14 protein-coding genes are annotated in these 23,994 nt (G+C 72.3%); 4 read left to right on the top strand and 10 right to left on the bottom strand.

All coding sequences use genetic code 11. The features are described 5' to 3' along the window. Positions 1-46 precede the first annotated feature (46 nt). The 8 genes from ASD16_RS12420 to ASD16_RS12385 all read right to left on the bottom strand — a co-directional run bounded on the left by ASD16_RS12420 (position 47) and on the right by ASD16_RS12385 (position 15,763). On the bottom strand, positions 47-1,039 hold the full coding sequence (locus ASD16_RS12420; RefSeq protein WP_055918384.1) for a glycosyltransferase family 2 protein: 993 nt from the start codon (positions 1,037-1,039) through the stop codon (positions 47-49). 65 nt (positions 1,040-1,104) lie between these two features. Continuing rightward, positions 1,105-6,321: a PKD domain-containing protein gene (locus ASD16_RS12415; RefSeq protein WP_055917479.1), complete on the bottom strand. Its 5,217-nt coding sequence runs from the start codon at positions 6,319-6,321 to the stop codon at positions 1,105-1,107. Positions 6,322-6,843: 522 nt separating this feature from the next. Then, positions 6,844-8,408: PKD domain-containing protein (locus ASD16_RS22235; RefSeq protein ID WP_235523306.1), on the bottom strand; the 1,565-nt coding region annotated here is incomplete at its 3' end. A 1,794-nt stretch (positions 8,409-10,202) separates the two neighbouring features. Continuing rightward, the gene (locus ASD16_RS12405; protein WP_055917474.1) at positions 10,203-10,898 is read right to left on the bottom strand and encodes a hypothetical protein; all 696 of its coding nucleotides are present in this window, start codon (positions 10,896-10,898) and stop codon (positions 10,203-10,205) included. Next, positions 10,895-11,695, bottom strand: coding sequence for a CDP-alcohol phosphatidyltransferase family protein (locus tag ASD16_RS12400; RefSeq protein ID WP_082570870.1), 801 nt, complete (start codon positions 11,693-11,695; stop codon positions 10,895-10,897). The genes ASD16_RS12405 and ASD16_RS12400 overlap by 4 nt, the downstream gene beginning before the upstream one ends. Before the next feature lie 5 nt (positions 11,696-11,700). Next, positions 11,701-12,915 carry a DUF1972 domain-containing protein gene (locus tag ASD16_RS12395; protein ID WP_055917471.1) on the bottom strand — a complete coding sequence of 405 codons (1,215 nt, stop codon included), beginning with the start codon at positions 12,913-12,915 and terminating at the stop codon, positions 11,701-11,703. 111 nt (positions 12,916-13,026) lie between these two features. Beyond that, a complete protein-coding gene (locus ASD16_RS12390) occupies positions 13,027-14,559 on the bottom strand; it encodes a sugar transferase (RefSeq protein ID WP_055917468.1) in 1,533 nt (510 codons plus the stop codon). Between the two features lie 109 nt (positions 14,560-14,668). Then, positions 14,669-15,763: a glycosyltransferase family 4 protein gene (locus tag ASD16_RS12385; protein ID WP_055917466.1), complete on the bottom strand. Its 1,095-nt coding sequence runs from the start codon at positions 15,761-15,763 to the stop codon at positions 14,669-14,671. Positions 15,764-15,832: 69 nt separating this feature from the next. Here ASD16_RS12385 and ASD16_RS12380 point away from each other — a divergent pair, with 69 nt between their 5' ends. From ASD16_RS12380 to ASD16_RS12365, 4 genes are all read left to right on the top strand, one after another. Beyond that, entirely contained in the window at positions 15,833-16,753 is a 921-nt protein-coding gene (locus tag ASD16_RS12380) for a glycosyltransferase family 2 protein (protein WP_055917463.1), read from the top strand. Then, positions 16,750-17,841, top strand: coding sequence for a glycosyltransferase family 1 protein (locus tag ASD16_RS12375; protein WP_055917460.1), 1,092 nt, complete (start codon positions 16,750-16,752; stop codon positions 17,839-17,841). Before ASD16_RS12380 ends, ASD16_RS12375 begins: the two co-directional genes overlap by 4 nt. Positions 17,842-18,066: 225 nt before the next feature. Then, positions 18,067-19,683 (top strand): right-handed parallel beta-helix repeat-containing protein, encoded by a 1,617-nt coding sequence (locus ASD16_RS12370; protein WP_235523267.1) that lies wholly within the window; start codon positions 18,067-18,069, stop codon positions 19,681-19,683. Between the two features lie 391 nt (positions 19,684-20,074). After that, the gene (locus ASD16_RS12365) at positions 20,075-22,231 is read left to right on the top strand and encodes a right-handed parallel beta-helix repeat-containing protein (protein WP_055917454.1); all 2,157 of its coding nucleotides are present in this window, start codon (positions 20,075-20,077) and stop codon (positions 22,229-22,231) included. Positions 22,232-22,294: 63 nt separating this feature from the next. Here ASD16_RS12365 and pth read toward each other — a convergent pair whose 3' ends face one another. Both pth and ASD16_RS12355 read right to left on the bottom strand, forming a co-directional pair. Further along, the gene (gene pth, locus ASD16_RS12360; protein WP_055917451.1) at positions 22,295-22,915 is read right to left on the bottom strand and encodes an aminoacyl-tRNA hydrolase; all 621 of its coding nucleotides are present in this window, start codon (positions 22,913-22,915) and stop codon (positions 22,295-22,297) included. Between the two features lie 264 nt (positions 22,916-23,179). Then, positions 23,180-23,809, bottom strand: a complete 630-nt coding sequence (locus ASD16_RS12355) for a 50S ribosomal protein L25/general stress protein Ctc (RefSeq protein WP_055917448.1) — start codon at positions 23,807-23,809, stop codon at positions 23,180-23,182. Positions 23,810-23,994: the final 185 nt, after the last annotated feature.

Below are 23,994 nucleotides of genomic sequence, written 5' to 3'. Positions count from 1 at the left end.
GGCTGGGTGTCGTCGGCCTGCGAGATGCTGCCCCCGTCCGTCCGTGTCACGACGACGTCGAGACCTTCGTCGCGCGGACCGTGCGGCTGCCGTCCCGGGCGTACTCCACGTACACGGTGCCATAGGCGCCCGCGAGCATCCCCGCGCCGCGCGCGAGCGTGCGGCGACCCTTGGCCCGGTGCGCGAGCGACCGGGTGAGGAACCCCACCCCCATCCGCGCGATCCCACCGAGCGCCCGCACCGCACCCTGGGCGGTGAGCCGGACCCGGACGAGACCGCGCCCGAGCGCACCGTCGGCGAGCACGAGGGACGTCCGGCTCCACGTGTTGCCGCTGCGGAACGCCCGCGCGAGCACCCACCGGCGGGTGACCCGGTCCGGCGGGACGACGTCGACCACGACGGCCTCGTCGCACCACACCATGCGCCCACCGGCCGCCGAGAGCTGCCGGGTCAGGAGCATGTCCGACCCGCCGCTCAGACCGAACCGCTGGTCGAATCGCAGGCCGAGCGCGCGCACCTGCGCCAGGTCCAGGAGCAGGTTGTTGGTCGCGGCGACGGACGTCTCGGTGCCCGTCACGAGCCGGCGCCGGTCGAAGAACCGTCCGGCGCTGACCCACGCGTCGGGCTGCTGCTCGTACTCGGAGACCACGGGGCCGACGACGGCCGTCGGCCGGTCCACGCGGTACGTCTCGACCAGGCGGACGAGCCAGTCGTCGACCGGTCGCTCGTCGTCGTCGATGAAGACCAGCAGGTCCGCCGACCCGGTCTCGTCGAGCGCGCGGTTGCGGGCCGCCGCGATGCCGGGCTCAGGCTCGTGCACGTAGCGCACCAGGCCCGGGACGGGCCCACTGTGAACCAGGTCGAGCACGACGTCCCGGGCGCTGGCCGCGGGGTCGTTGTCGACCACCAGGACCGTGCCCGCCGGCACGAGCGTGCGGACCTGCGCCACGAGCAGCGGCAGCGCCGCGAGCAGGTCGTCCGGGCGCTTGTACGTCAGCACCCCGACGACCACCTCGAGCCCGCCTGACGAGTCGGTCACGTGCCCTCCCCCTGCGAGGGCCGACGGCGCCCCCTGCGCCGCCGACCACTCCTGTTCCGACGCGATCATGGCACGACGGGCCGGGCGCTCAGCTGGCTCCACCGGGTGATGAGCGGCAGCGTCGTCGTGGTGCTGGAGGTGTAGGCCGAGAGCCCGACCCCGCCCGCGACCTGCAGCGCAGCCGTGGTGTTCGTGCCGGTCAGCGTCCACGCCGCCGGCTCGGACGTCCCCGCCACCCACACCTTGCCGCGCAGCGTCGTCGTGCCCGAGCCGTCCACCTGGAACCGCACCGCGAGCGTCTGACCCGCCGTGTACGTCAGACCCGGCACGTTCACCTGGCTGACCGTGGTGGTCACGCCGGCCGAGATCCCGACCAGCGACGCCCGCACCACACCCGTGGACAGCATCTTCAGCCGCAACCGGTACCCGTCGGTGGTCCCCACCGACCGACCCACCAGCTCCAGGTCCGTCCCCGAGCCTGTCGGCATCACGTTCATCGACACCTGCGTCGACAGGTCCGTCGACGTCGAGGACACCGGCAGGAAGGACGACAGCCGGAACCCGGCACCCGTCACCCGCATCGCCGCGATGCCCGGCGTGACCGAGAAGTTGGTCGCACCGCCCGCCACGGTCCATGCGCCACCCGTGTCGGCCGAGCCCCAGCCACCCGTGGTGGTGCGGTTGAAGGCGTCGACGACGAACGGCAGGTTCGCCGGCGGTGCCGTGACCGTCACCGTGCGCGACGTGGTCGCCGGTTCGCCGTCGTCGTCGGTCACCGTGAGGGTCACCAGGTAGGAACCCGCCGCCGCGTAGACGTGTGCGGGCGGTGTCGGGCCGGTTGCCGTGGCGCCGTCCCCGAAGGTCCAGGCGTAGGAGGCGACCGTGCCGTCGGCGTCGTTCGAGGTCGACCCGTCCACGGCGAGCGACAGGAACGCCGCCGTCGTGGTGAAGGCCGCGACCGGCGCCTGGTTGGGCACGGGTGCCGCGACCGTGACGTCGTGCGTGGTGGAGCTGCTCGCGCCCTGGTCGTCGGTCGTCGTGAGGGTCACCGTGTAGGTGCCGGCCGCCGCGTAGGTGTGGTTCGCCGTGATCCCGGACGCGGTGCCCTCGTCCCCGAAGGTCCACGCGTAGGAGGTGATCGTCCCGTCGTCGGTGGACGTCGAGGCGTCGACCGCGACCGTCAGGTCCGTCGGCGTCGCGGTGAATGCCGCGACCGGAGCGATGTTCGGCTTGACCACCGTGACGTCCTGCGTGGTCGAGCCGGTCGCACCGTCGTCGTCGGTCACCGTGAGGGTGACCGTGTAGGTGCCGCTCGCCGAGTAGACGTGGGACGTGGTGAGACCGGTCCCGGTCGTGGTGTCCCCGAAGTTCCACGCGTAGCTCACGATCGAGCCGTCGGAGTCGCCCGAGCCCGTGGCGTCCACACCGACCGTGAGGCCGGTGGGGGTGGCCGTGAACACCGCCGCCGGAGCCACGTTCGCGAGGGCGACCGTGACCTCCGTCGTCGCCGTGGCGGTGCCGCCGCGGTTGTCCGTGACAGTGAGCGTCACCGTGTACGTGCCGGGCGCCGCGTAGGTGTGCGACGCGGCTGCGGTCGTCGCCGACGCACCGTCCCCGAAGGTCCATGCCGTCGAGACGATCGTGCCGTCGGGGTCCGAGGAGCCCGCGGAGTCGACGTCGACGGAGAGCGTGGACGTCGTGGCCGAGATCGCGGCGAGCGGCGACTGGTTCGGTGCCACCACGGTGACGTCGTGCGCCACCGTCGTCGCTGCTCCGTCGTCGTCGGTCACCGTGAGGGTCACCGTCTTCGTGCCGCCCGTGGCGTACAGGTGGGACGCCGTGGGACCCGTGGCCGTCGCGCCGTCACCGAACGCCCAGGCGTACGAGGCGACGGTGCCGTCCGGGTCGGACGAGCCGGCCGCGTCGACGGCCACGACCAGGTCCGTGGGCGTCGCGGTGAACGCGGCGACCGGCGGCTGGTTGGGTGCCGTGACCGTGACCTGCTGCGACGTCGCCGCCGTGCCGCCCTGGTTGTCGGTGACGGTGAGCGTCACCGTGTACGTGCCGGGTGCGGCGTAGGTGTGCGAGGTCGAGCTGCCCGTCGCGACGCCCCCGTCGCCGAACGTCCACGCCGAGGACGCGATGGTGCCGTCCGGGTCCGACGAACCCGTCGCGTCGAGCGCCACGGACAGGTCCGTGGGCGTCGCCGTGAAGTACGCCGCGGGGCTCTGGTTGGGCAGGAGGCCCGTCGTGCCGAGCGCGTAGTGGTTGGTGACCGTCTGCGCGTCGAGGGCCGTGGAGTAGACCGCGACCTCGTCGAGCTGGCCCGCGAACCACGGCTGCGGACCCCAGGTGGTGTCACCGCCCACGCGCCAGTAGCCCGAGTAGGTCTGGGCCCCGGTCTGCGGGTGGCTGCCGACCAGGGCGCCGTCGACGTAGAGGCGCATGCCCGCCGCCGACTGGGTGGCCACCAGGTGGTGCCACTGGTTGTTGTTGTACGCGAGCGGCGTCGTGATGGTGTTCGCCACCCCGGTCCACGTGCCGAACGTCAGGCGACCGTTGGTCTCCATGTACACGTGCCGGTCGTAGCTGCCCGACGTCCCCGTGGTCGCGTCACCGAAGCCGATGAGCTTGCCGCCGTTGTTCGTGGCCGTGCGGAACCACAGCTCCTCGGAGTAGACCCCAGGCGCGGCCACCTGCTGGGTGCTCACGATCCGGCTGTTCTGGCTGCCGAGGGTGCCGACGGCCTTGTTGGTGACGCCGAACAGCGCGCCCGTGACGCCCTTGGTCACCAGCGACCCGTAGGTGCCGTTGACGCCGGAGATCCCCGCGTCGGCCGCGACCGTGCCGGACGCCTCGTTGAGGCGCCAGTACAGATCGGGGTTGGCCGAGTAGACGGCCGCACCGTACGCGTCCGCCGGCGCCGGCGGGACGGTCGAGACGCGACCCGAGGTGACCCAGTGCTCGAGCACCTTGGACGACGACAGCGGCGCGGGGTAGATCGCGACGTCGTCGATCGTGCCCGCGAGGTACGCGGACGTCGGCTGGTTGGGCCAGCCGCCCAGGTTGTCGCCACCCACGCGCCAGTAGCCGGTGTAGGCCTGACCGAGCGTGGTGTCGGAGCGCTGCGCGACGCGCCGGCCGTCGACGAAGAGCTTCATCCCGTCGGGGCCCATCGAGGCCACCACGTGGTGCCACTGGCCGTCGTTGTAGGCCGACGGCGTGCTCAGCGTGCGCACCTCGCCCGGGTAGACGCCGAACCAGATCTTCCCGCCGTTGTCCATGTAGACCATGCGGTCGTAGCTGCCCGAGCTGCCGGTGGACGACGCCCCGAAGCCGATGATCTTCCCGCCGCGGGTGGACGTGGTGCGGACCCAGGACTCGACCGCGAAGGAGTCCGGACCCGTGATGGGGGTCGTCGTGCTCACCCGGCCGTTGGGCGTGCCGTCGAACGTCGACGCGCCGTTGGCGTCACCGTTGATCGCGCCGGCGGCGCCGCGCGTCACCCCGGTTCCCGCGACAGCGTCGTTGAAGCCGACCCAGTCGAACACCGGGGTGCCCGACGCCTCACCGAGGCGCCAGAACGTCGAGGCGCCGTCGGCGATGACGCCCTGCGCGTACGGGCTGACCGCACCCTCGGCGGCGACGGTGACCGGGACCTGGTCGCTGATGGCGCTGTTCCCGAACGGGTCCACCACCTTCAGCCGGTACGTGTACGTGGTGCCGGGCGTCAGGCCCGAGTCGAGGAAGCCCATGGTCGGGCGCTTCCACTCGGACGACGGCGCCGTCACGGTGTGCACCGGGACGCCGTTGCGCGACAGCGTGTAGGTGAGGAACTCGTTGTCGCGGTCATAGTTGGCGGGCCAGCTCAGTCGTGCGGTGCCACTGGCGAAGGAGGTGCCGGCGAGGGCGAACGCGGCGGAGCCGACGCGCGGACCCTGCTTGTTGGGCGCCTTGCCGGTCCGCGCGAACCGCGCGAGGCCCTGCTGGCCCTTGTTGTTCACGATCGTGAACTCACCGGCGTAGAGCACGTAGTCGCTGTTGCCCGTGACGGTCCACGGCCCCTGGCCCTGGCCGGTGTAGGAGCCCGTGTTGATCTCCGGGTAGAAGTGCAGCAGCGTCGGCGCGGGGTTGCCCGCGAAGTTGAAGTACCCGTACGGGTCGGCTGTCACGGTCTGGGTCGCTGCCTTGCTGAACGCCAGCGCACGGTAGAACGACCACGGGTCGGTCTGCGGGAAGCCGCCGACGTTGCCGCAGTAGTGCGGGTGGCCCGCGGCGTACACGACGTCCTCGCCGGGCCACGCGGCATACGTGTCCCCGTGGCAGTCCTCGACCCACACGAGCGAGCCGGTCGCCCAGTCGCCCCGCGCCGTGCCCTCGAGGTTGCCGGTGCTCCCGAACACGTAGCCGGTCGCGTAGAAACTGGTGCCGTCGGAGGTCAGGCTCGTGATCGACGACTGCGTGCCGCCGTCGCGGATGAGGGAGTTGATGGGCAGCGTCATCGACGCGCCGGTGGCGCCGTCGACGCGCGCCAGGCCGTAGCCGGGGGTGCCGCTCCCGTTGAGCGTGGTGAAGCTGCCGCCGACGATCACCATCGACCCGTCGGGCGAGACCGTCAGCGCGCTGACCGTGCCGTTGTCCGCGCTGGGGTTCCACGGCAGGAGCGCGCCGTCGGAGGCCCGGAACGCGGCCAGCCGGTTGCGCGGCTCACCGTTGGCGCTGGTGAACGCACCGCCGACGTAGACCGTCGTATCGGTGGCGACCAGCGCGCGGACCTGCGAGTCGAGGCCCGGGTTGAAGGTGGCGACGAGCGCTCCCGTCGCGGTGTCGAACGCCGCGACGCGGTACCGCGCCTGCCCGGCGATCGTCGTGAAGTTGCCTCCGACGTAGACCCGCGAGCCGTTCGGCGAGACGGCGACCGCGCGTACCTGGGCGTTCGGGTTGGGCGCGAACGCAGCGTCGAGGACACCGGTCTCGATGTCGTAGGCGAGCAGGTTCGCCCGGGGCACCGTGTTGACCCCTGCGGCAGAACCCGCGGGTCGCGCGTTCGTGAACTCGCCACCGACGAACACCTTGCTCCCGGCGACGCCCTGCTGCCAGACGACGCCGTCGATCTGAGTCGTCGGCAGAGAGTCGGCTGCGATCGTCGTCGGCGTCGTGGGGACCGCCGGTGAGGAGTCCGCGGCGGCGGGCGACGCCAGGGCGGTCAGGCCTGCCAGGCCGAGGACCCCGGCGACAGCGCCTGCGACGAGTCGGGTGAGCGGGGCGCGGAACGAGAACATGGGCACCTCGGGCGTTCGGGGGGACGGCTGGGGTGCCGTGCAAACCGAGCCTAAGTGGACATTTCGTCCCTAATGGGGTGACCGCCGGGTGAACTGGACACGCAACCGGGTGATACTCACCACCCGGTTGCGTGCCCCCGTTTTACACGACGGGCGCTGCGGAGAGCTGCGACCAGCTGACGACCACGGGCAGCGTCGTCGTGGTGCTGGAGGTGTAGGCCGAGAGCCCGACACCGCCCGCGACCTGCAGCGCAGCCGTGGTGTTCGTGCCGGTCAGCGTCCACGCCGCCGGCTCGGGCGTCCCCGCCACCCACACCTTGCCGCGCAGCGTCGTCGTGCCCGAGCCGTCCACCTGGAACCGCACCGCGAGCGTCTGACCCGCCGCGTACGTCACGCCCGGCACGTTCACCTGGCTGACCGTCGTGGTCACGCCGGCCGAGATCCCGACCAGCGACGCCCGCACCACACCCGTGGACAGCATCTTCAGCCGCAACCGGTACCCGTCGGTGGTCCCCACCGACNGTGGTCACGCCGGCCGAGATCCCGACCAGCGACGCCCGCACCACACCCGTGGACAGCATCTTCAGCCGCAACCGGTACCCGTCGGTGGTCCCCACCGACCGACCCACCAGCTCCAGGTCCGTCCCCGAGCCTGTCGGCATCACGTTCATCGACACCTGCGTCGTCAGGTCCGTCGACGTGGTGGACACCGGCAGGAAGGACGACAGCCGGAACCCGGCACCCGTCACCCGCATCGTGCCGATGTTCGGAGCCACGGAGAAGTTCGTCGCTCCCCCGGCCACGGTCCACGCGCCACCGGTCTCGGCGGAGCCCCAGCCGTTCGCCACCGTGCGGTTGAACGTGTCCACCGCGAACGGTGCGTTCGCCGGCGGGGCCGTGACCGTGACGTCCTTCGCGAGGGTCGTCGGTGCACCGTCGTCGTCCGTGACCGTCAGCGTCACCGTGTAGGTGCCCTCGGCCGCGTAGGCGTGCGCCGGCGGCGTGGGACCCGTCGCCGTGCCGCCGTCCCCGAAGTTCCAGGCGTAGGAGGCGACCGTGCCGTCGGGGTCGCTCGAGCCGGACCCGTCCACGGTGACCGACAACCCCGAGGGGGTGGCCGTGAACGCCGCGACGGGGGGCTGGTTCGGTGCGGGCGGTGCGACCGTCACGTCACGCGTGGCCACACCGGTGGCACCCTCGCCGTCCGTGACCGTCAGCGTCACCGTGTAGGTGCCCGCGGTCGAGTAGCTGTGCGCCGGCGGGTTCACCCCGGTCGCCGTCCCGCCGTCACCGAAGGACCATGCGTAGGACGCGATGACGCCGTCCGGGTCCGCCGAGGTCGAGCCGTCGACGTCCACGGCGAGCCCGTTCGTCGGGCTGCTGAACGCCGCCACCGGAGGCTGGTTCGGGGCCGCCCCGGTGCGCCCGAGCGTGTTGTGCGCGGCCACGATCCCGGCCGTGAGCTCGCTCGGGTAGATGGCGACCTCGTCGATCGTGCCGGCCAGGTTGCTGGACGCCGGCTGGTTGGGCCACCCGTTGAGGCTGTCGCCACCGATCCGCCAGAAGCCCGACATGTTGCGGCCCGTGGTCGTGTCGGTGCGGGAGCCGACGAGCACACCGTCGACGTACAGGTTCATGCCCGAGGCGCCGAGGGTGCCGACGATGTGGTGCCACTGCCCGTTGTTGTAGGACGCGGCCGACCGCACGGTGCGGTTCTGCCCGGGGCTGGACCCGAACTGCACACGCCCGCCGCTCTCCATGTACAGCTGCCGGTCACGGCTGCTGCTGGTACCGGTCAGGCTGGCGCTGTTGCCGAACCCGACGATCCAGCCGCCCTGGTTGGACGTGGTGCGGACCCAGGCCTCGACCGAGACCGTGTTCCGGTTCTGCTCGCGGGTGTTGCCGATCACGCGGCTGTTGCTGGTGCCCGCGAACGTGAACGCCGAGGTGGAGTCGCCGGCGATCGCCCCGGCCGCACCGCGCGTGAGGGCGGTCCCGGTGATCGCGTCGTCGATGCCCGCCGTGTCGATCGCGCCGGTCGTGCCGCCGTCACCGAGGCGCCAGTAGTGCGACGCACCGTCGGCCATCACCGTCTGGGCATAGGCGCTCACCGGTCCGGTGCCGTCGGCGACGACCGCCACGGTCGGGCTGGTCACGGTGTTGCCGAACGGGTCCGCGACCCGGACCGCGTAGTTGTACGAGGCGCCGACGGTCAGGCCCGTGTCGGTCCAGCCCTGCCAGGGCCGGTCCCAGATCTGCGACGACTTGTCGCCGGTCCAGACGACCGCGCCGTTGCGGATCACGCTGTACCGCAGCAGCTCGTTGTCGAAGTCCGCGTTCGCGGGCCAGGAGATCCGCACCGCACCGGCGCCGACGGGCCGCAGGTTCGGGGTGAAGTCGAGGGCGCTGAACCGCGGGCCCTGGTCGTTCGGCGCGATGTCCCGCACCGCGAACCGGACGAGGCCCTGCTGCCGCTTGAAGTTGACGTTGAGGAACTCGCCGCCCATGACGATGTAGCGGCTGTCGCCCGTGACGGCCCACGGACCCTGGTTCTGGCCGGTGAACGTACCGGTGTCCAGGTCCGGGTACCAGTTGAGCTTGGTCGGGGCGGGCAGGCCCTCGAAGTTCGTGTAGCCGAGGTGCTCCCGGCCCTCGAGCTGCGTCGCGGCCTTGGTGAACGCGCCGGCCCGGTAGAACTCCCACTCGTCGAGCTGCGGGTTGGCCCGGATGTTGCCGCAGTAGTGGTGGTGGCTCGCGGCGTAGACGACGTCGCCCTGCGGCCACACCGCGTAGGTGTCACCGTGGCAGTCCGCGACCCAGGTCAGCTCGCCGGTGTCCCAGTCGGCGGCGAAGACGCCCTCGAGGGTGCCGCCGCTGCGGCCGAACGTGTAGCCGACGCCGTACATGTTGTCGGCATCGCCCGACAGCCCCAGGATCGATCCGGCCGAGCCGCCGTTGCGGATCCGCGTCGTCGCGGGGAACGGGAGCACGGCACCGCTGACGGCGTCGACGCGGGCGAGCCCGTCGGGTGCCGCGGGGTCGCCGTTGAAGGACAGGAAGTTGCCGCCGATGATCACCGACGTGCCGTCCGGGGAGACGGTCAGGGCGCTGACCGAGCCGTCGTCGACCGTCGGGGCCCAGGGCAGGAGCGCGCCGTTCGAGGCGTTGAACGCGGCGAGGCGGGTGCGCGCCGAGCTGCCGGCCTGCGTGAAGATCCCGCCCACGTAGACCGTCGTGTTGGTCGCCGCGATGGCGCGGACCTGAGAGTTGGTCCCGGCGTTGAACGTCGTGATCAACGCTCCGGTGGCGGCGTCGAACGCGGCGATGCGGTAGCGAGACTGCCCGGAGATGCTGGTGAAGTTCCCGCCGACGTAGACGCGCCGGCCGTCGGGCGACTTCACGACGGCGCGCACCTGCGCGTTCGGGTTGGGGGCCCACGAGGGGTTGAGCACGCCGGTGCGCACGTCGAACGAGAGCAGGTTCGAGCGCGGGACCGTGTTCACCCCCGCTGCGGCACCGGCGGGGCGGGCGTTGCTGAACTCGCCGCCCGCGAACACCGTGTCGCCGACCAGCGCCTGCTGCCACACGACCCCGTTGATCTGCACGGTCGGCAGCCCATCGGCGCTGACTGTGGCGGGTGTACCTGCCGGCGGGGAGGTGTCCGCGTGCGCGGTCTGGGCTCCGGGGAGCACGAGGAGGAGGGCAGCGGCCACGAGCACGGCTGTCGCCGCGGCGACGAACCGCCGGGCATCAGAGAGGTACACCGACATGACACATCCTCGTAGCGTTCGGCAGCGGGCGGCCGGGGGGCCGACCCACGCCGATCCTACGAGGACCGAACTAGCACGAAACCGGACAGACCGGGTGAAATGGTCGGATGTTCAGGCCGCGGGGCCGGGCCCCTCGAACAGCACCGTGGTCGACGTCGGGTCGTAGCTCACGGTGATCTGGAGGCGGTCCCGCAGGTCGGCGGGCACGCGGAAGACGTAGACGCCCGTCGCCTCGGCGCCCGGGGCGAGCGTGCCCGAGAACACGCTGACACCCGGCCCGCTGAGAGGTTCACCCGGGGTGAGCTGGGCCCCGGCGTACAGGTTGACCACCGTCGAGTCGAGGGAGGCGGCCGCGCCGGTGCCGTTGGTCAGCACGATCGACACGCGCACGGACGGACCGGACACCTCGCCGGGTCCCTGCGCCTCGCCCGCGACCGACTCCAGCCCGGCCACCCGCGCCGACATGCCGGTGCCGAACTCCGCGGTCGACGTCAGGGGGACGGCGGGTTCCGTGCCCGGCACGAACGGTGCCTCCGGGTCCGTGCTCGGGGGCGGCTCGACCGGCTCCGTGCTCGGCGTCGCGTCCGGGGCGGTCGCCGACGCGCTGGGCTCGGGCTCCGCCGACGTCGCCGTCGCCGTCGCGCTGCTGCTCGTGGAGGCCGTCGGGGCGGCGTCGTCGTCGGACGCGCCGGAGGCCACGGCCGCCCACACGATCGCCGCGAGCACGACCGCGCCCGCGCCGATCGCGACGGGGACGAGCCAACGGGGCCGGCCGGACTGCTGGTCCTCGGTCGAATCCAGGGTCACGCTTCTCCTCCACGCGCCTGGCTCGGCGGTCGCCGCAGGCCGGTCATCTCTCGGAACCACGAGCGCACGGCCAGCGCGAGATACCCGGCGGTGGCCAGGCAGAGCGCGGTGTACACACCCATGAACAGCGTCGTCGCGCCGTAGAGCACGAAGGACAGGCACAGCACGCCGTAGTCGGTGGGGGCGACGATCAGGGAGCGCAGCACGGGGGCGCGCTCACCGGCGGTGGCGCGCATGGTCACGCCCGCCTGTCGCCGCAGCTGGTCGTTGAGGATCATCGCGAAGAACAGCACGGACCACACCGCCGAGTACGCCAGCGGGACCAGCAGCCACACGTCCGGGACAGCGTCGTACCGGTAGAGGCCCACGAGCACCGCGAGGTGCAGGCTGGCGACCTTGATGGAGTCGATGAGGTGGTCCAGCCACTCGCCGGCGATGGACCCCCCGCCGCGCAGCCGGGCGACCTGCCCGTCGGCGGAGTCGAACGCGTAGCCGACGAGCAGGAGGAACGCGACGAGCAGCCCGCCCCACCAGGACGGCGGCAGGAGGGCGAGCACGGCGATCGCGCTGAACGTCCAGACGGCACTGATCGCGGTGACGGCGTTCGGGGTGAGCCCGGCGCGGTAGCACGCCGCCGCCAGGAGCCGACCGGCCCGACGGTTCACGAACCGCGAGTACGCCGGGGCGCCGCGGGCACCCTTCTGCACGCTCCCGAGCCGCGCGAGCGTCTCCGCGTACGACTCGGACGCGGCGACGGTCCGGGGGTCGGGCTGAGCTGGTTGCGACACCTTGGTCACCTCGGTCACGTCGTCACCTCTCCGCGGACGGCCTGCTGCTGGACCGGTCGTGCGGGCGTCTCGTCGACGATGCCACGACGCCGGCCGGACGGGCGCCGGACCCCCGCGAACGCGCGGGCGGCGAGCCGTCGGCACAGGTCGTCGTACGCGTCCGCCACAGCGTCCCAGTCGTAGTCGGCGGCCCGGGTACGCAGCTCCGCCCCGCGCGCGATCGCGCCGACCGGGTCCCGCTCGGCGTCCTCGACCGCCGCGGTGACGTCGTCCGGCGTCGCGAACCAGCGGCCCGCCGGGCCGAGCACCTCACGGTTGAACGAGACGTCGAAGGCGGCGGTCGGTGCACCCGCGCCGATCGCCCGCAGCAGCGACGGGTTGGTGCCCCCGACGCTGTGCCCGTGCAGGTAGAGCAGGCCGTTGGCGTAGAGCTGGTCGAGGAGGTCCTGGTCCCAGACGCCGCCCAGCAGCCGGACCCGGCCGTCGGCCGCCGCCTCGATGCGCGCGGTGTACTCGTCGGCGTACGGAGCGGAGCCGACGACGACCAGGGGCAGCGTCGCGCCGGACCGGCGGTAGCCCTCGACGATGAGCTCGACGTGGTTCTCGGGCTCGAAGCGCGCGACGACCAGGTGGTAGCCGCGCGGCGTCAGACCCAGGTCGGCCAGCTTGGCGCTGCCCACGGCGTCGAGGAGGGGGGCACCGTAGGCGATCTGCTCGGTGGGGGCGCCGAACTCGGCCGTGTAGTAGTCGGCGATGCCGGCGGCGTCGGCGATCAGGGCGTCGGACCACCGCACGGCCAGCGACTCCGCGGTGCGGTAGTACCGGCGACCGGCACCGCCCCACTTCGCGCGCTTCCACTCCAGACCGTCGACGTGCGTCGCCACGGGGATCCGGCGCGCTCGAAGCACCGGCAGCAGGGCGGCGTTCGCGGCGTTGAACACGATGGCGGCGTCGGCCGGGTAGCGGACCTGGTGCGCGACGGACAGCGCCGTGTGGCTCAGGGTCTCCAGCGAGCGCTTGCGGACGGCGGGCAGGTGCACGAGCCGCATGCCGCGGTACGAGGAACCGGCGTCCTCCGAGCCTCGGCAGTACACGAGCACGTCGTGCCCACGGTCGACGAGCCGGGCGCCGACCTCCTCGACGCACGTCTCGAACCCGCCGTACCGAGCCGGGACCCCGCGCGTCCCGACGAGCGCGATGCGCAACGCCCGGGCGGTGGTGGCAACCATCGACCGATTCCTCCCACTGCTCATCATGAGCCTCGATGTCTACCCTGTCAGGCTCCGGGGCGGTACCGCCGTCCGGGGTCGACCGGCAGAGCCGGCTCCGTGTGCCGCGGGTCAGTACGCGCCGGCCCCCGAGACGACCGCGCGCAAGGTCTTCCACATGATCATCAGGTCCATCGTGACGGACCAGTTGTCGACGTACCGCAGGTCCAGCCGGACCGACTCCTCCCAGCTCAGGTCCGCCCGGCCCGACACCTGCCACAGCCCCGTGATGCCGGGCTTGACCCGCAGGCGCTGGTGCACGGCGTCGTGGTAGCCGCGCACCTCCTCGCGCAGCGGCGGCCGCGGCCCGACCAGGGACATGTCGCCGAGCACGACGTTGAACAGCTGGGGGAGCTCGTCGATGGAGAACCGGCGCAGGACGCGCCCGACGGGGGTGATCCGCGGGTCCTCGGTCATCTTGAACATCAGGCCGTCGCGGTCGCTGTGCGCGAGCAGCTCCGCGCGGCGCCGGTCGGCGTCGACGTACATGCTGCGCAGCTTCCAGATGGTGAACTCGCGACCGTCCACCCCGACGCGGGTCTGGGTGTAGAACGCCTTGCCGGGCGAGGTCAGCCGGACGGCGAGCGCACCGGCGAGGATTACCGGCGAGGCGAGCAGCAGCGCGAGGAGCCCGAGCGAGCGGTCCATGGCGGCCTTGGCCAGCAGCCGGCGGCGCGGTGCCTCGATCTCCAGGCGCATGAGGGACAAGCCGGCGGTCGGGTGCATGGAGACGCGCTCCTGCACGACCTCGACCAGCCCGGGGGCCACGACCAGCTCGGCGCCGGCGCGCCGCAGCGCCCAGGACAGGCGGCGCAGGGCGTCACCGCTCAGCGCGTTCCCGGCCACGACGACGACGGACACGGCGTAGTCGACGACCACCTGAGGCACGTCGGCGAGCGAGCCGAGCGTGGGCACCGGGACCTCGAGGAGGTTCTCCGGGACGACGTCCGACAGGCACGCCCCGATGACGAGGTAGCCGTGGTGCGACGCGACGCCGAGGTCGTGGGCGACGCCGGACACCGACGCGGTGTCGCCGACGACGATGGTCCGCATCATCGCCTGGCCCTGGTTGCGCGAGTGGTGCAGGACGCGGCGGTGGGCGTAGCGGCCGAGGAACGCCGTGCCGGCCAGGAGCGGGACGCCGATGAGCACCGCGCTGCGCGGCACCTCGACGGGGGTCAGGTACGCCAGCGCCATGAGCGCGGCGGCGACGACGACCGAGGCACGCAGGACGGCCTGGAACTCGTCGGGGCCGTCGCCGAGGTTGTGCCGCTCGTAGCCGCGCATGATCGTGACCATCGCGGTGAAGACGAGGACGGCGACCGCGCCGAGCAGGAGCGCCGAGCCGAACGAGCCCGTGCCGAGGGCGGCGGCGAGCGTGACGGCCGCGCCGGCGGCGATGACGTCGATCGCGATGGTCAGGTGCTGGTAGCCGCCGGCGGCGTTGCGCCACGGGACGGCGAGCACGGACGAGGAGTTGTGCGGCGTCGAGCGCCGGACGAAGGGTTCGGACGACGCCCACGACCGCCGCGGGTGCAGGGCGGGGCGGCGGCGTTCGACGCCTGAGTCGGTGTTGTCGGCACCGTGCCCGACCGTCAACGTCATGCTCGAACCTCCCCCGGCTTTGTTGGACAGGAGATGAACGTATTACGTACGTATTGTCCGATTCATCCGCCATGACCCGATTTCACCCGGCTGAGGTCTGTGCGCTGGCTCACACGGGTGACGTCCCGAAGAGCCAGGTGTCCGCCTCGAGCCGGCCGTCGCGGTCGGGGAGGTCGGCCAGGACCGAGGCGCTCGGGCGACCCTCGTCCAGGAGCCGCACGACCTGTGCGGCGACCTCGGCCGCGGACGAGTCGGGGTCGACGACCGCGTGACCGTGCCCGGCGAGCCAGGAGGCCAGCCCGGTCTCCGTGGTGGTCAGCACGGAGCAGCCGTGCGCCAGGCCCTCGACCACGGGCAGGCCGACCTGCTCGCGCCACGTCGGCGTCCGCCGGGAGAGCAGGACCGCGACGGAGTGCTCACGCTGCAGCTGGTGCACCCGCGCCCGCGGGGGGTCGACGACGAGCGTGACGTCCTCGCGACCGGCCACGAGCTCCTCGACCGCCGCCTGCTGCGGGCCCTTCCCGACGAGGGTCAGCCGGGCGTGCGGTCGCTGCCGCGCGACCTCGGGCCACGCGGCGAGCAGGTCCAGGACACCCTTGCGGGGCTCGAACGCACCGACGAACAGCACGGATCCCGCCGCTCCGTCCTGCGCGGGCCCGCACGTGCACGCGGTCGGCAGGGCCGGGATGGACGTCGCCACGGCGCGCAGCGTGGGCACCAGCCCGGCGTACAGGTCGCGCGATGCGTCCGTCCCGTAGGCGATCCGGTCGACGCGGCGCGCGACTCCCGCGATGAGCGCGGCGTCGAGGCGTCGCCGCACGGCACCGAGCACGCCGGGGCGACGCGGCGGCCGGAACGGGTCGTCGTTGGCGATCGCGTAGGTGACGACGACCGTCCGTCGGCGACGGGCCCACCCCGCCACGGTCACGGCGGCCAGGGCGAGGGCCGTGCGGCGCAGGCTCGACACCATCAACGGCTCGTTGATCTCGAGCTCGCGGACGTCGGACCGGGCGAGCACGACGGCGGCGCCGACCGGACCCGCCTCGATCAGGTCGAGGCCGGCAGCGACCGCGGGATCGAAGTCGTACCGCCGCCGGCGGTAGACGATCGAGGCGGGTGTCAGCTCGCGCGCCCGTTCGAGGTGAGCGGTGCGCACCGTCTCGTACAGACGGACCCGCGACGACGCCGTGCGCGACGTGGCCACCGCTCTCACCTCCCTCTTCACCCCACCTGCCAGCCGGCCGACAGTGCCCGACAAGATAACGTCTCCCCCGTGCTCGGGATCGTCGTCGTGAGCTTCGGCTCCGCCTCGTTGCTTCGCGCCAACCTCACCGGCCTGCCTCGCACCGCGATGCGCACGCCGTCCACCGTCGTCGTCGTCGACAACTTCCGAGGGTCGAGCGCGCGCGAAGCCGTGCGCGCGGTGAGCGACGAGCACGGCTGGGAGCTGATCGAGAACGCGACGAACGCCGGCTTCGGGACCGCGGTCAACACCGGGGTCGCCCGGGCCGTCGCGCTGGGCTGCACGTCGGTCGTCATCGTCAACCCGGACGCCGCCGTCGACGCCCACGTGCTCGACGAGCTCGCGGAGCAGGTTGCGGCCACGCCCCGCACGCTCGTGTCCCCCCGGGTCCTGCGGCCGGACGGGAGACCCTGGTTCACCGGCGGGCGGATCGACCTGCGCGCCGGCCGCACGCGCAACATCGAGGCCCCCGCGACGCCGCAGACGCAGGGGTGGCTCAGCGGCGCCTGCCTCGCCGCCGGCACCGCGTGGTGGCAGCAGCTCGGCGGGTTCGACGACGACTACTTCCTCTACTGGGAGGACGTCGACCTCTCCTACCGGTGCACCCGCGCGGGCGGTTCGCTGCTGGTGCGCCAGGACCTCGAGGTGCTGCACGACGTCGGCGGGACCCAGGAGCCGACGGCGGGCGGCCGGGCGAAGTCGTCGACGTACTACTACTACAACTGCCGCAACCGGCTCCTGTTCGCCGCCCGGCACCTGGGGCCGCGCGACGTCGGACGCTGGCTGCTCACCCAGCCCGCCTACGCCTGGTCCGTGCTGCTGCGAGGCGGCCGCAGGCAGCTGCTGCACCCTTGGAGCCCGGTCGGAGCCGTCGTCCGCGGCTCCTGTTCCGGCACGCTGCTCGCGGTCCGGGCGCTCCTGACGGGCCGACGACGAGAGGCCGGCGCATGACCCGGATCGGGATCGACGCCCACGTGCTCGACGGCAAGTACCAGGGCACCCGCACCTGGGTGCTGGAGATCCTGCGCCGCGCGCCCCTGCTCGCCCCTGACCTCACGTTCGTCGTGTACTCCGCGGACGCGGACCACGTGGCCGGCCTGCTCGGGCCCGGCGTGCCGTTCGAGCACCGCGTCCTGCCGGCGGGTGGCCCGCTGGGCCGCAACCTGCGCTTCTGGCCGGCGGCGGTCCGACGCGACCGCCTGGACCTGCTGGTCACGCAGTACTTCAGTCCCCCGCGCGACGCCCGCCGCCAGCTCGTGGTGGTGCACGACGTCCTCTTCGAGACCCACCCGTCCTTCTTCGGCTGGAAGACCCGCTGGCGCAACAAGCTGCTCGTGGGCTGGTCCGTGCGCCGCGCCGGTGCCGTCGCCACGGTGTCCGAGTACAGCCGGCGGGAGATCGCCCGGGCGTACGGCCGACCCGTCGAGCGCATCTCGGTGATCAACAACGGCGTCGACGCCACGGCAGCACTCCTCCCCGGCTCGCTGCCGGACCGCGTCCCCGCCGGGACGCGGTTCGCGCTCATGGTGGGCCGCCTCGAACCCCGCAAGAACCTGCGCACCGCGCTCGCCGCGTTCGTGCACGTGCCGGACCCGGACGCCCGGCTCGTCGTGGTGGGCGCCGACGACAACGAGGACCCGGACGTGCTCGCCGCGCTCGCGGCCGAACCGCGCGCGATCCACCTCACCGGGGTCCCGCAGGACGAGCTGTGGGCCCTGTACCGGGAGGCGACGGTGTTCGTCTTCCCGAGCCTCGGCGAGGGCTGGGGAATCCCGGTCCTGGAGGCGCTCGCGGCGGGCACGGCGGTCGTCGCGTCGTCCGCGACGGCGATCCCGGAGGCCGGTGGCGACGCCTGCACGTACTTCGACCCGACCGGTCCCGATCCGGTGGGTGAACTCGGCCGACTTCTCGCCGACGCATTTTCCGGACATCTCGCCCCGAGCGGCACGGCGGGCGCACAGGTTTCTCGCTACAGCTGGGACCGTTCCGCTGTGTCGTTCGTCACAGCAATTCGGGATGCGCTGGCCGATCTGCACTGATAAGGGCCCGGATGTCGGCTGATTTCACGACATTCCTGCAGGTCACGCGTTTGGGTCATATGTCTGATCGGACATAGCGGACCAATATCCCTAACCCGCGCAAAGGGCATGCGGTCCCTTTTGCGCAATTTCAGCCTCCTGCCGTTATGGCTCATGGTGTTAGCGCCATCCGCCGAAATAACGGACGGGTCGGTAGCTCCGGCACCCCCCCAATAGGAGACAACTGTGACTTCCGTGCGCCCCCGCGCTTACTTACCGATCGCTCGTCGGGGCATCGTCGCCCTGAGCGTCGGTGCGATCGCCCTCTCGCTCGTCGGTTCCGCGACGCCCGCCACCGCGGCGACGTCGATACCGAGCGCCCTGTCTCCGGCCGCCACCCCCGAGCTCGCCCCCGTCGCCGTCGACGGCTTCGGACGCACCGTGGCCGGCGGGTGGGGCACCGCCACCACCGGCGGCGCCTGGACCACGGTCGGCGGCGTCGCCACCGACTACGCCGTGTCCGGTGGGAGCGCGTCCATGTCCGTCCGCCAGGCCGGCTGGAACCTGTACTCCGGGCTCGCCGCCGTGCGCTCGACGGACACCGAGGTCCAGGCCCGCGTGAGCCTCGACAAGAAGCCTGTCGGCGGCGCGGTCGACGTCGACGTCGTGGGCCGTGCGGTCGACACGACGCAGGGCTACCGGCTCCGCAGCAAGCTCCTCGCCGACGGCAGCATCCGCACCTCCCTCATCAAGGTCGTCGGCAAGACCACGACCACGCTCTCGACGACCACGCTGACGGGCCTCGGCTTCGCCGGTACCGCCCAGCTGCAGGTCCGTCTGCAGGTCAAGGGCACCCCGGCGACCACGCTGCAGGCCAAGGTGTGGGCCGTCGGCACCGCCGAGCCCGCCGCCTGGACCCTCACCGCCGCCGACAGCACCGCGGCCCTGCAGGTCCCCGGCGGCATCGGCGTGAACACCTACACCGCGTCGGCGATCACCAACGCGCCGATCGCCACCCGCGTCTCCGACGTCTGGGCCGGACCCACCTCCGCCGCCCGCACCCTCGCCGCCGCCCCCGCGGTCGGCACCGTGCAGCCCGGCCTCGGGAACACCGGCGTGCCGAACGGCACCGTCCTGACCCGCTACAACGGCGACCTCACGATCTCGACGCCCGGCGCGGTCGTCGAGGGCCTCGACATCTACGGCTTCGTCAAGGTCACGGCCCCCAACGTGACCATCAAGAACTCGATCATCCGCGGCACGGCCACGAACGTGCAGCGCGCGCTGCTGTCCAGCACGTCGGACACCGCCAGCGTCACCATCCAGGACAGCGAGCTCTTCGCGGCTTCCCCGAGCGGCTGGATCGACGGCATCCGCGGATGGAACTTCACCGCCACGCGCGTCAACATCCACCACGTCATCGACGCCGCGCACATCTACGGCAACAACGTGACGATCCAGGGTTCGTGGCTGCACGACAACCTGCACTTCGAGGTCGACCCGGCGCAGAACAACACCCCGAGCCACGACGACTCGATCCAGATCCAGAAGGGCTCCGGGATCAAGATCGTCGGGAACTCGATCTCCGGCGCGTACAACACCGGTATCCAGTTCACGCAGGACCAGGGCATCGTCTCGAACGTGACGGTGGACCGGAACTGGGCCGACGGCGGTGGCTGCACGGTCAACCTCGCCGAGAAGGGCATGGGTCCGTTCCAGGGCGTCGCCATCAGCAACAACACGTTCGGCCGCAACACCAAGGTGGCCAACTGCGCGATCATCGCGCCCACGACGACCGTGCTGAGCACGTCGGCGAACTTCTACACCGACGGCCTGGTGGCCAGCGTCCGCAAGGGCAGCTGACCCACAGCCCGTCCGCCTCACCGGAGCCCGCCCCCGACTCGCCTCGGGGGCGGGCTCCGGCGTCTCCACCGTGCGGATCGGGTGAAGCGGTCTCGCATGGTGAGACGAACGCCCGTCCACGTTCCCGCAGGTCACGAAATGGTTACGCCGATCAGGACGGTTGTCCGAGAGGCGCGCGTTCCCCCAGATGGAGCAGTCGCCTATGGTGGGCGCACCCCGACACCGGGCGACAAACACCGACAGACCCCACCAACTCATAGCGCCGCATCGACAGCCCGCCTGACACCGTGGACGCCTGACTCTGGAGACGCCCTTGCGAGGACGACACGCCGTGAAGCGCCGTTCATCGGCTCCGCGACACACCTCACCGACGGCGGCCCGTGCGACGGCAGTGCGTCGCTCCGCTCCCGCCCTCGCAGCCGTCGCGGCACTGGCCGTCGGTCTCGTGGTCACCGTCGTCGCCCCGGCGTCGTCCGTGGCCACCACCGCGTACCGCCCGGTCGACCCGCAGCGGGTCCTCGCCGGCACCGACGTCACGGCCTCGAAGGACCTCACCTTCGACCTCTCGTCCGTGCCCGCCGGCACCACCGCCGCGACCCTGCAGCTCACCGCCTCCCGCAGCACCAGGACCACGTCCGTCTCGGTGTGCAAGGGCGCCAGCGCGTCCGCCGCCTGCATCGCGCACCCGCAGCTCGTCGTCCCGGGGGGTGAGCCGGGATCCGTCACCGTGACCGTGCCGGTGACCCCCAGCAGCCGCACGGTCACCCTGCACACGACGAGCCCCGTCCGGGCGTACGTGGACCTGCACGGCTGGACCGTCGACTCGACCGTGGGCGCCGCTCCGAACGACTCGCTCTACGTCCCCGTCGACCCGAGCCGCGTCGCCAACGACCTCGCCGTCAGCGGCCGGAGCTCGCAGGTGCTCACCCTGGCCGGCGCGCCCGCCGGGGCGACGGCCGTGGCGCTGCGCGTCACGTCCCGCGCCAGCACCGAGTCCTCCTACGTCGCCGTGTGCCCGGCCGGCCAGACCACCACCGCCTGCGCGTCGACCTCTGTGCTGAACACGCAGGCCGCACGGGCCCGCCAGGCGTCCGTCGTCGTCAAGCTCGGCGCCGGCAACCAGGTCCAGCTGTTCAACCAGCAGGGCAGCCACCGCCTGAGCGTGGACGTCGACGGGTACTACGTCGCCAGCGCCGCGCAGCAGCGTGGTGGCCGGCTCCAGCCGCTCGGCACGCCCCAGGACCTGCCGGCCGGGGTCGTGAAGTCCGGCTCCACCCTGAGGCTGACCCTGCCGAACGTCCCCGACAACGCCACCGCGGTCCTGCTCGGCCTGCGGGGCACCGGTGCGTGGCAGCCCACTGCCGTCGCCGCCTGCCCCGGCACCACGGCGAGCGCTGCGTGCAGCAAGACGTCGTTCCTGGTGGCCTCACCCGACGCCCCCGCACGCAACCAGGCGCTGGTCCCCCTCGGGGGCGCCAACATGGACACGATCACCCTGTCGAGCGCGCAGGCGAGCGTCCGCATCACGCCCGCGGTCGTCGGCTACGTCATCGGCTCCGTCGCCGCGACGCCCGGACCGACGGCGACCGCGACGCCGACCCCCACGCCGACGCCGACCCCCACGCCGACACCGACTCCCACGCCGACACCGACACCCACCCCGACGGCAACGTCCACCCCGACCCCCACGCCGACGCCGACCCCCACGCCCACTGCGGCTCCCGCACCCGCACCCGCCCCGCCGGTCACCGGCGGTGCGGTCACCGTGCCGGGCGCCGTCAAGCCGAGCGGCAGCAACACCGGCGTCCCCGCAGGCGTCGCGCTGACCCGGCACGACGGGGACCTGACGATCAGCACCGCGGGCGCCGTGGTCGACTCGCTCGACATCTACGGGTTCGTCAAGATCAACGCCCCGGGCGTCGTCATCAAGAACACCCGGATCCGCGGCACCGCAACGACGATCCAGCGCGCGCTCGTGACGTCCAACTCGGCCGGTGCGAGCGTCACCATCCAGGACAGCGAGCTCTACGCCTCCAGCCCGTCGCCGTACATCGACGGTGTGCGCGGCTTCAACATCACCGTGCAGCGCTCGAACATCCACCACGTCATCGACACGTTCCACCTCACCGGCGGCAACGTGCGGATCGAGTCGTCCTGGCTGCACGACAACGTGCACTACGCGAGCGACCCGCTCCAGGGCGGCGGTGCCAGCCACGACGACAGCATCCAGATCCAGGCCGGCTCGAACATCCGGATCCTCGGCAACACCATCGAGGGCGCCACCAACAGCGGCATCCAGTTCACGCAGGACAGCGGGATCGTGTCCGACGTCCAGGTGGTCAAGAACTGGGCCGACGGCGGCGGCTGCACCATCAACCTCGCCGAGAAGGGCCGCGGACCGTTCGCCGGCATCGTCATCACCGACAACGTCTTCGGCCGGGACACCAAGCACTACAACTGCGCGATCATCTCGCCGACCACCACCAAGATCACCGCCGCCCGCAACGTCTTCACGGACGGCACCGTCGCCGCGGTCCAGAAGGGCTGAGCACGGTACCGACGACGCGGGGCGAGCACGTTCGCCCCGCGTCGTCGTGTCCGGCCTGGTACGTCAGGCCTTGGTGTGGAACTTCAGCTGCGCCGCTTCCAGGCCCTGGGTGACCACCAGCTCGACCGCGTCCGCCGCGGCGTCCAGCAGCCACGGCAGGTCCTTGAGCTCCGCCTTCGCGAAGTCGCGCAGCACGTAGTCCGCCGGGTCCATCCGACCGGGCGGGCGACCGACGCCCACGCGCACGCGGACGTACTCCTTGGTGCCCAGCGCCTTCGTGGTGTCCCGCAGGCCGTTGTGCCCGCCCTCGCCACCACCGCGCTTGAGCCGCACGTCCGCGAACGGGATGTCGAGCTCGTCGTGCACCAGCACCGTCCGCTCCGGCGGCACGTCGTAGTACTTCGCGAGAGCCGCCACCGGACCGCCCGACACGTTCATGTACGTCGTCGGCTTCGCCAGCACCACCCGCGGGCCCGGTAAGCCGCCGGGGAGGACCCCGAGACGCGCCTCGGCGACCGCTGCCTGCGGCCGGCGCGACAGCAGCCCGGACGCGCGGGCGCCGAACGTCGACCCGGTACGGCGCGCCAGCTCGTCCAGCACCATCTGACCGACGTTGTGCCGGTTGCCCGCGTACTGCGGTCCCGGGTTGCCGAGGCCGACGACCAGCCAGGGTCCGTCGCTCATCGGGGATCTCCTCCTGCGGGGTACGTGCGGGGACGACGACGCCCGGCACCGTCAGGAACGGTACCGGGCGTCGTGGGGATGGAGGCTCAGCCCAGGTGCCCAGGGTCGGGCCGAGCCTGCGCTCCGCTCCGGGCGAGTGCCGCTACGCGACCCTCACCCTGCGCTGCGCTTCGGCTCAGCCCAGGTGCCCATGGTCGGGCCGAGCCTGCGCTCCGCTCCGGGCGAGTGCCGCTACGCGACCCTCACCCTGCGCTGCGCTTCGGCTCAGCCCTCGGACTCGGCGGCGGCGGCGGACGCGGCCGACTGCGACGCGGCGAGCTCGGCGGCGGCGGCCTCGGCCGCGACGTCCTCGGCGGACGCGTGCGGGACCGTCACGGAGACGACCGTGATCTCGGGGTCCGTCAGCAGGACCGAGCCCGTGGGGAGCGTGATCTCGCCGGCGCTGACGGAGGAACCGCCCGCGAGGCCCTCGATGGAGACCTCGACCTCGGTCGGCAGGTGCGTCGCCTCGGCCTCGAGGGACAGCGTCTGCGTCTCGACGACGTGGATGGTGCCGGGCGCGGACTCGCCGACGACGGTGACGGGGACGTCGACGGAGACCTTCTCGCCCTTGGTGACGATGAGCAGGTCGACGTGCTCGATGGTGTTCTTCACGACGTCGCGCTGGACGTCCTTCGTGATGGCCAGCGTCGTCTTGCCGTCGAGCTCGATGGCGAACAGGGCGTTGGCCTGCTTCACCGCGAGCATCGTCGCGTGGCCCGGGAGGGCGACGTGCAGCGGGTCCGAGCCGTGCCCGTAGAGGACGGCAGGGATCTGGTCGGCACGGCGCAGGCGGCGTGCGGCGCCCTTGCCGAACTCCGTGCGGGTGGTGGCGGCAAGCTTGACCTCGGACACGTGTACTCCCCGGTGCTGACGTCGGCGCAGTGTCGCTGACGTGGCGATGTGATGGTGTGGCGTGCGCGGCGGGAGCCGGCGACGCAGATCGAGACAGGTGTGGTGGCCTCGACGCGGGACGCAGGACGGGCACGCGGAGGCGCTCGCCCAGTCGATCACGGAGCGCAGGTGGTCGTGGAACTTCG

This window comes from Cellulomonas sp. Root485 (assembly GCF_001426705.1).
GTDB lineage: Bacteria > Actinomycetota > Actinomycetes > Actinomycetales > Cellulomonadaceae > Cellulomonas.
This window is presented reverse-complemented; position numbering and strand designations above follow the sequence as displayed.

Excerpts from the sequence above, each read along its gene's own strand:
- ASD16_RS12415 (WP_055917479.1), bottom strand. The coding sequence starts at position 6,321 with ATGTTCTCGTTCCGCGCCCCGCTCACCCGACTCGTCGCAGGCGCTGTC.
- ASD16_RS12395 (WP_055917471.1), bottom strand. The coding sequence starts at position 12,915 with ATGGTTGCCACCACCGCCCGGGCGTTGCGCATCGCGCTCGTCGGGACG.
- ASD16_RS12390 (WP_055917468.1), bottom strand. The coding sequence starts at position 14,559 with ATGACGTTGACGGTCGGGCACGGTGCCGACAACACCGACTCAGGCGTC.
- ASD16_RS12375 (WP_055917460.1), top strand. The coding sequence starts at position 16,750 with ATGACCCGGATCGGGATCGACGCCCACGTGCTCGACGGCAAGTACCAG.
- pth (WP_055917451.1), bottom strand. The coding sequence starts at position 22,915 with ATGAGCGACGGACCCTGGCTGGTCGTCGGCCTCGGCAACCCGGGACCG.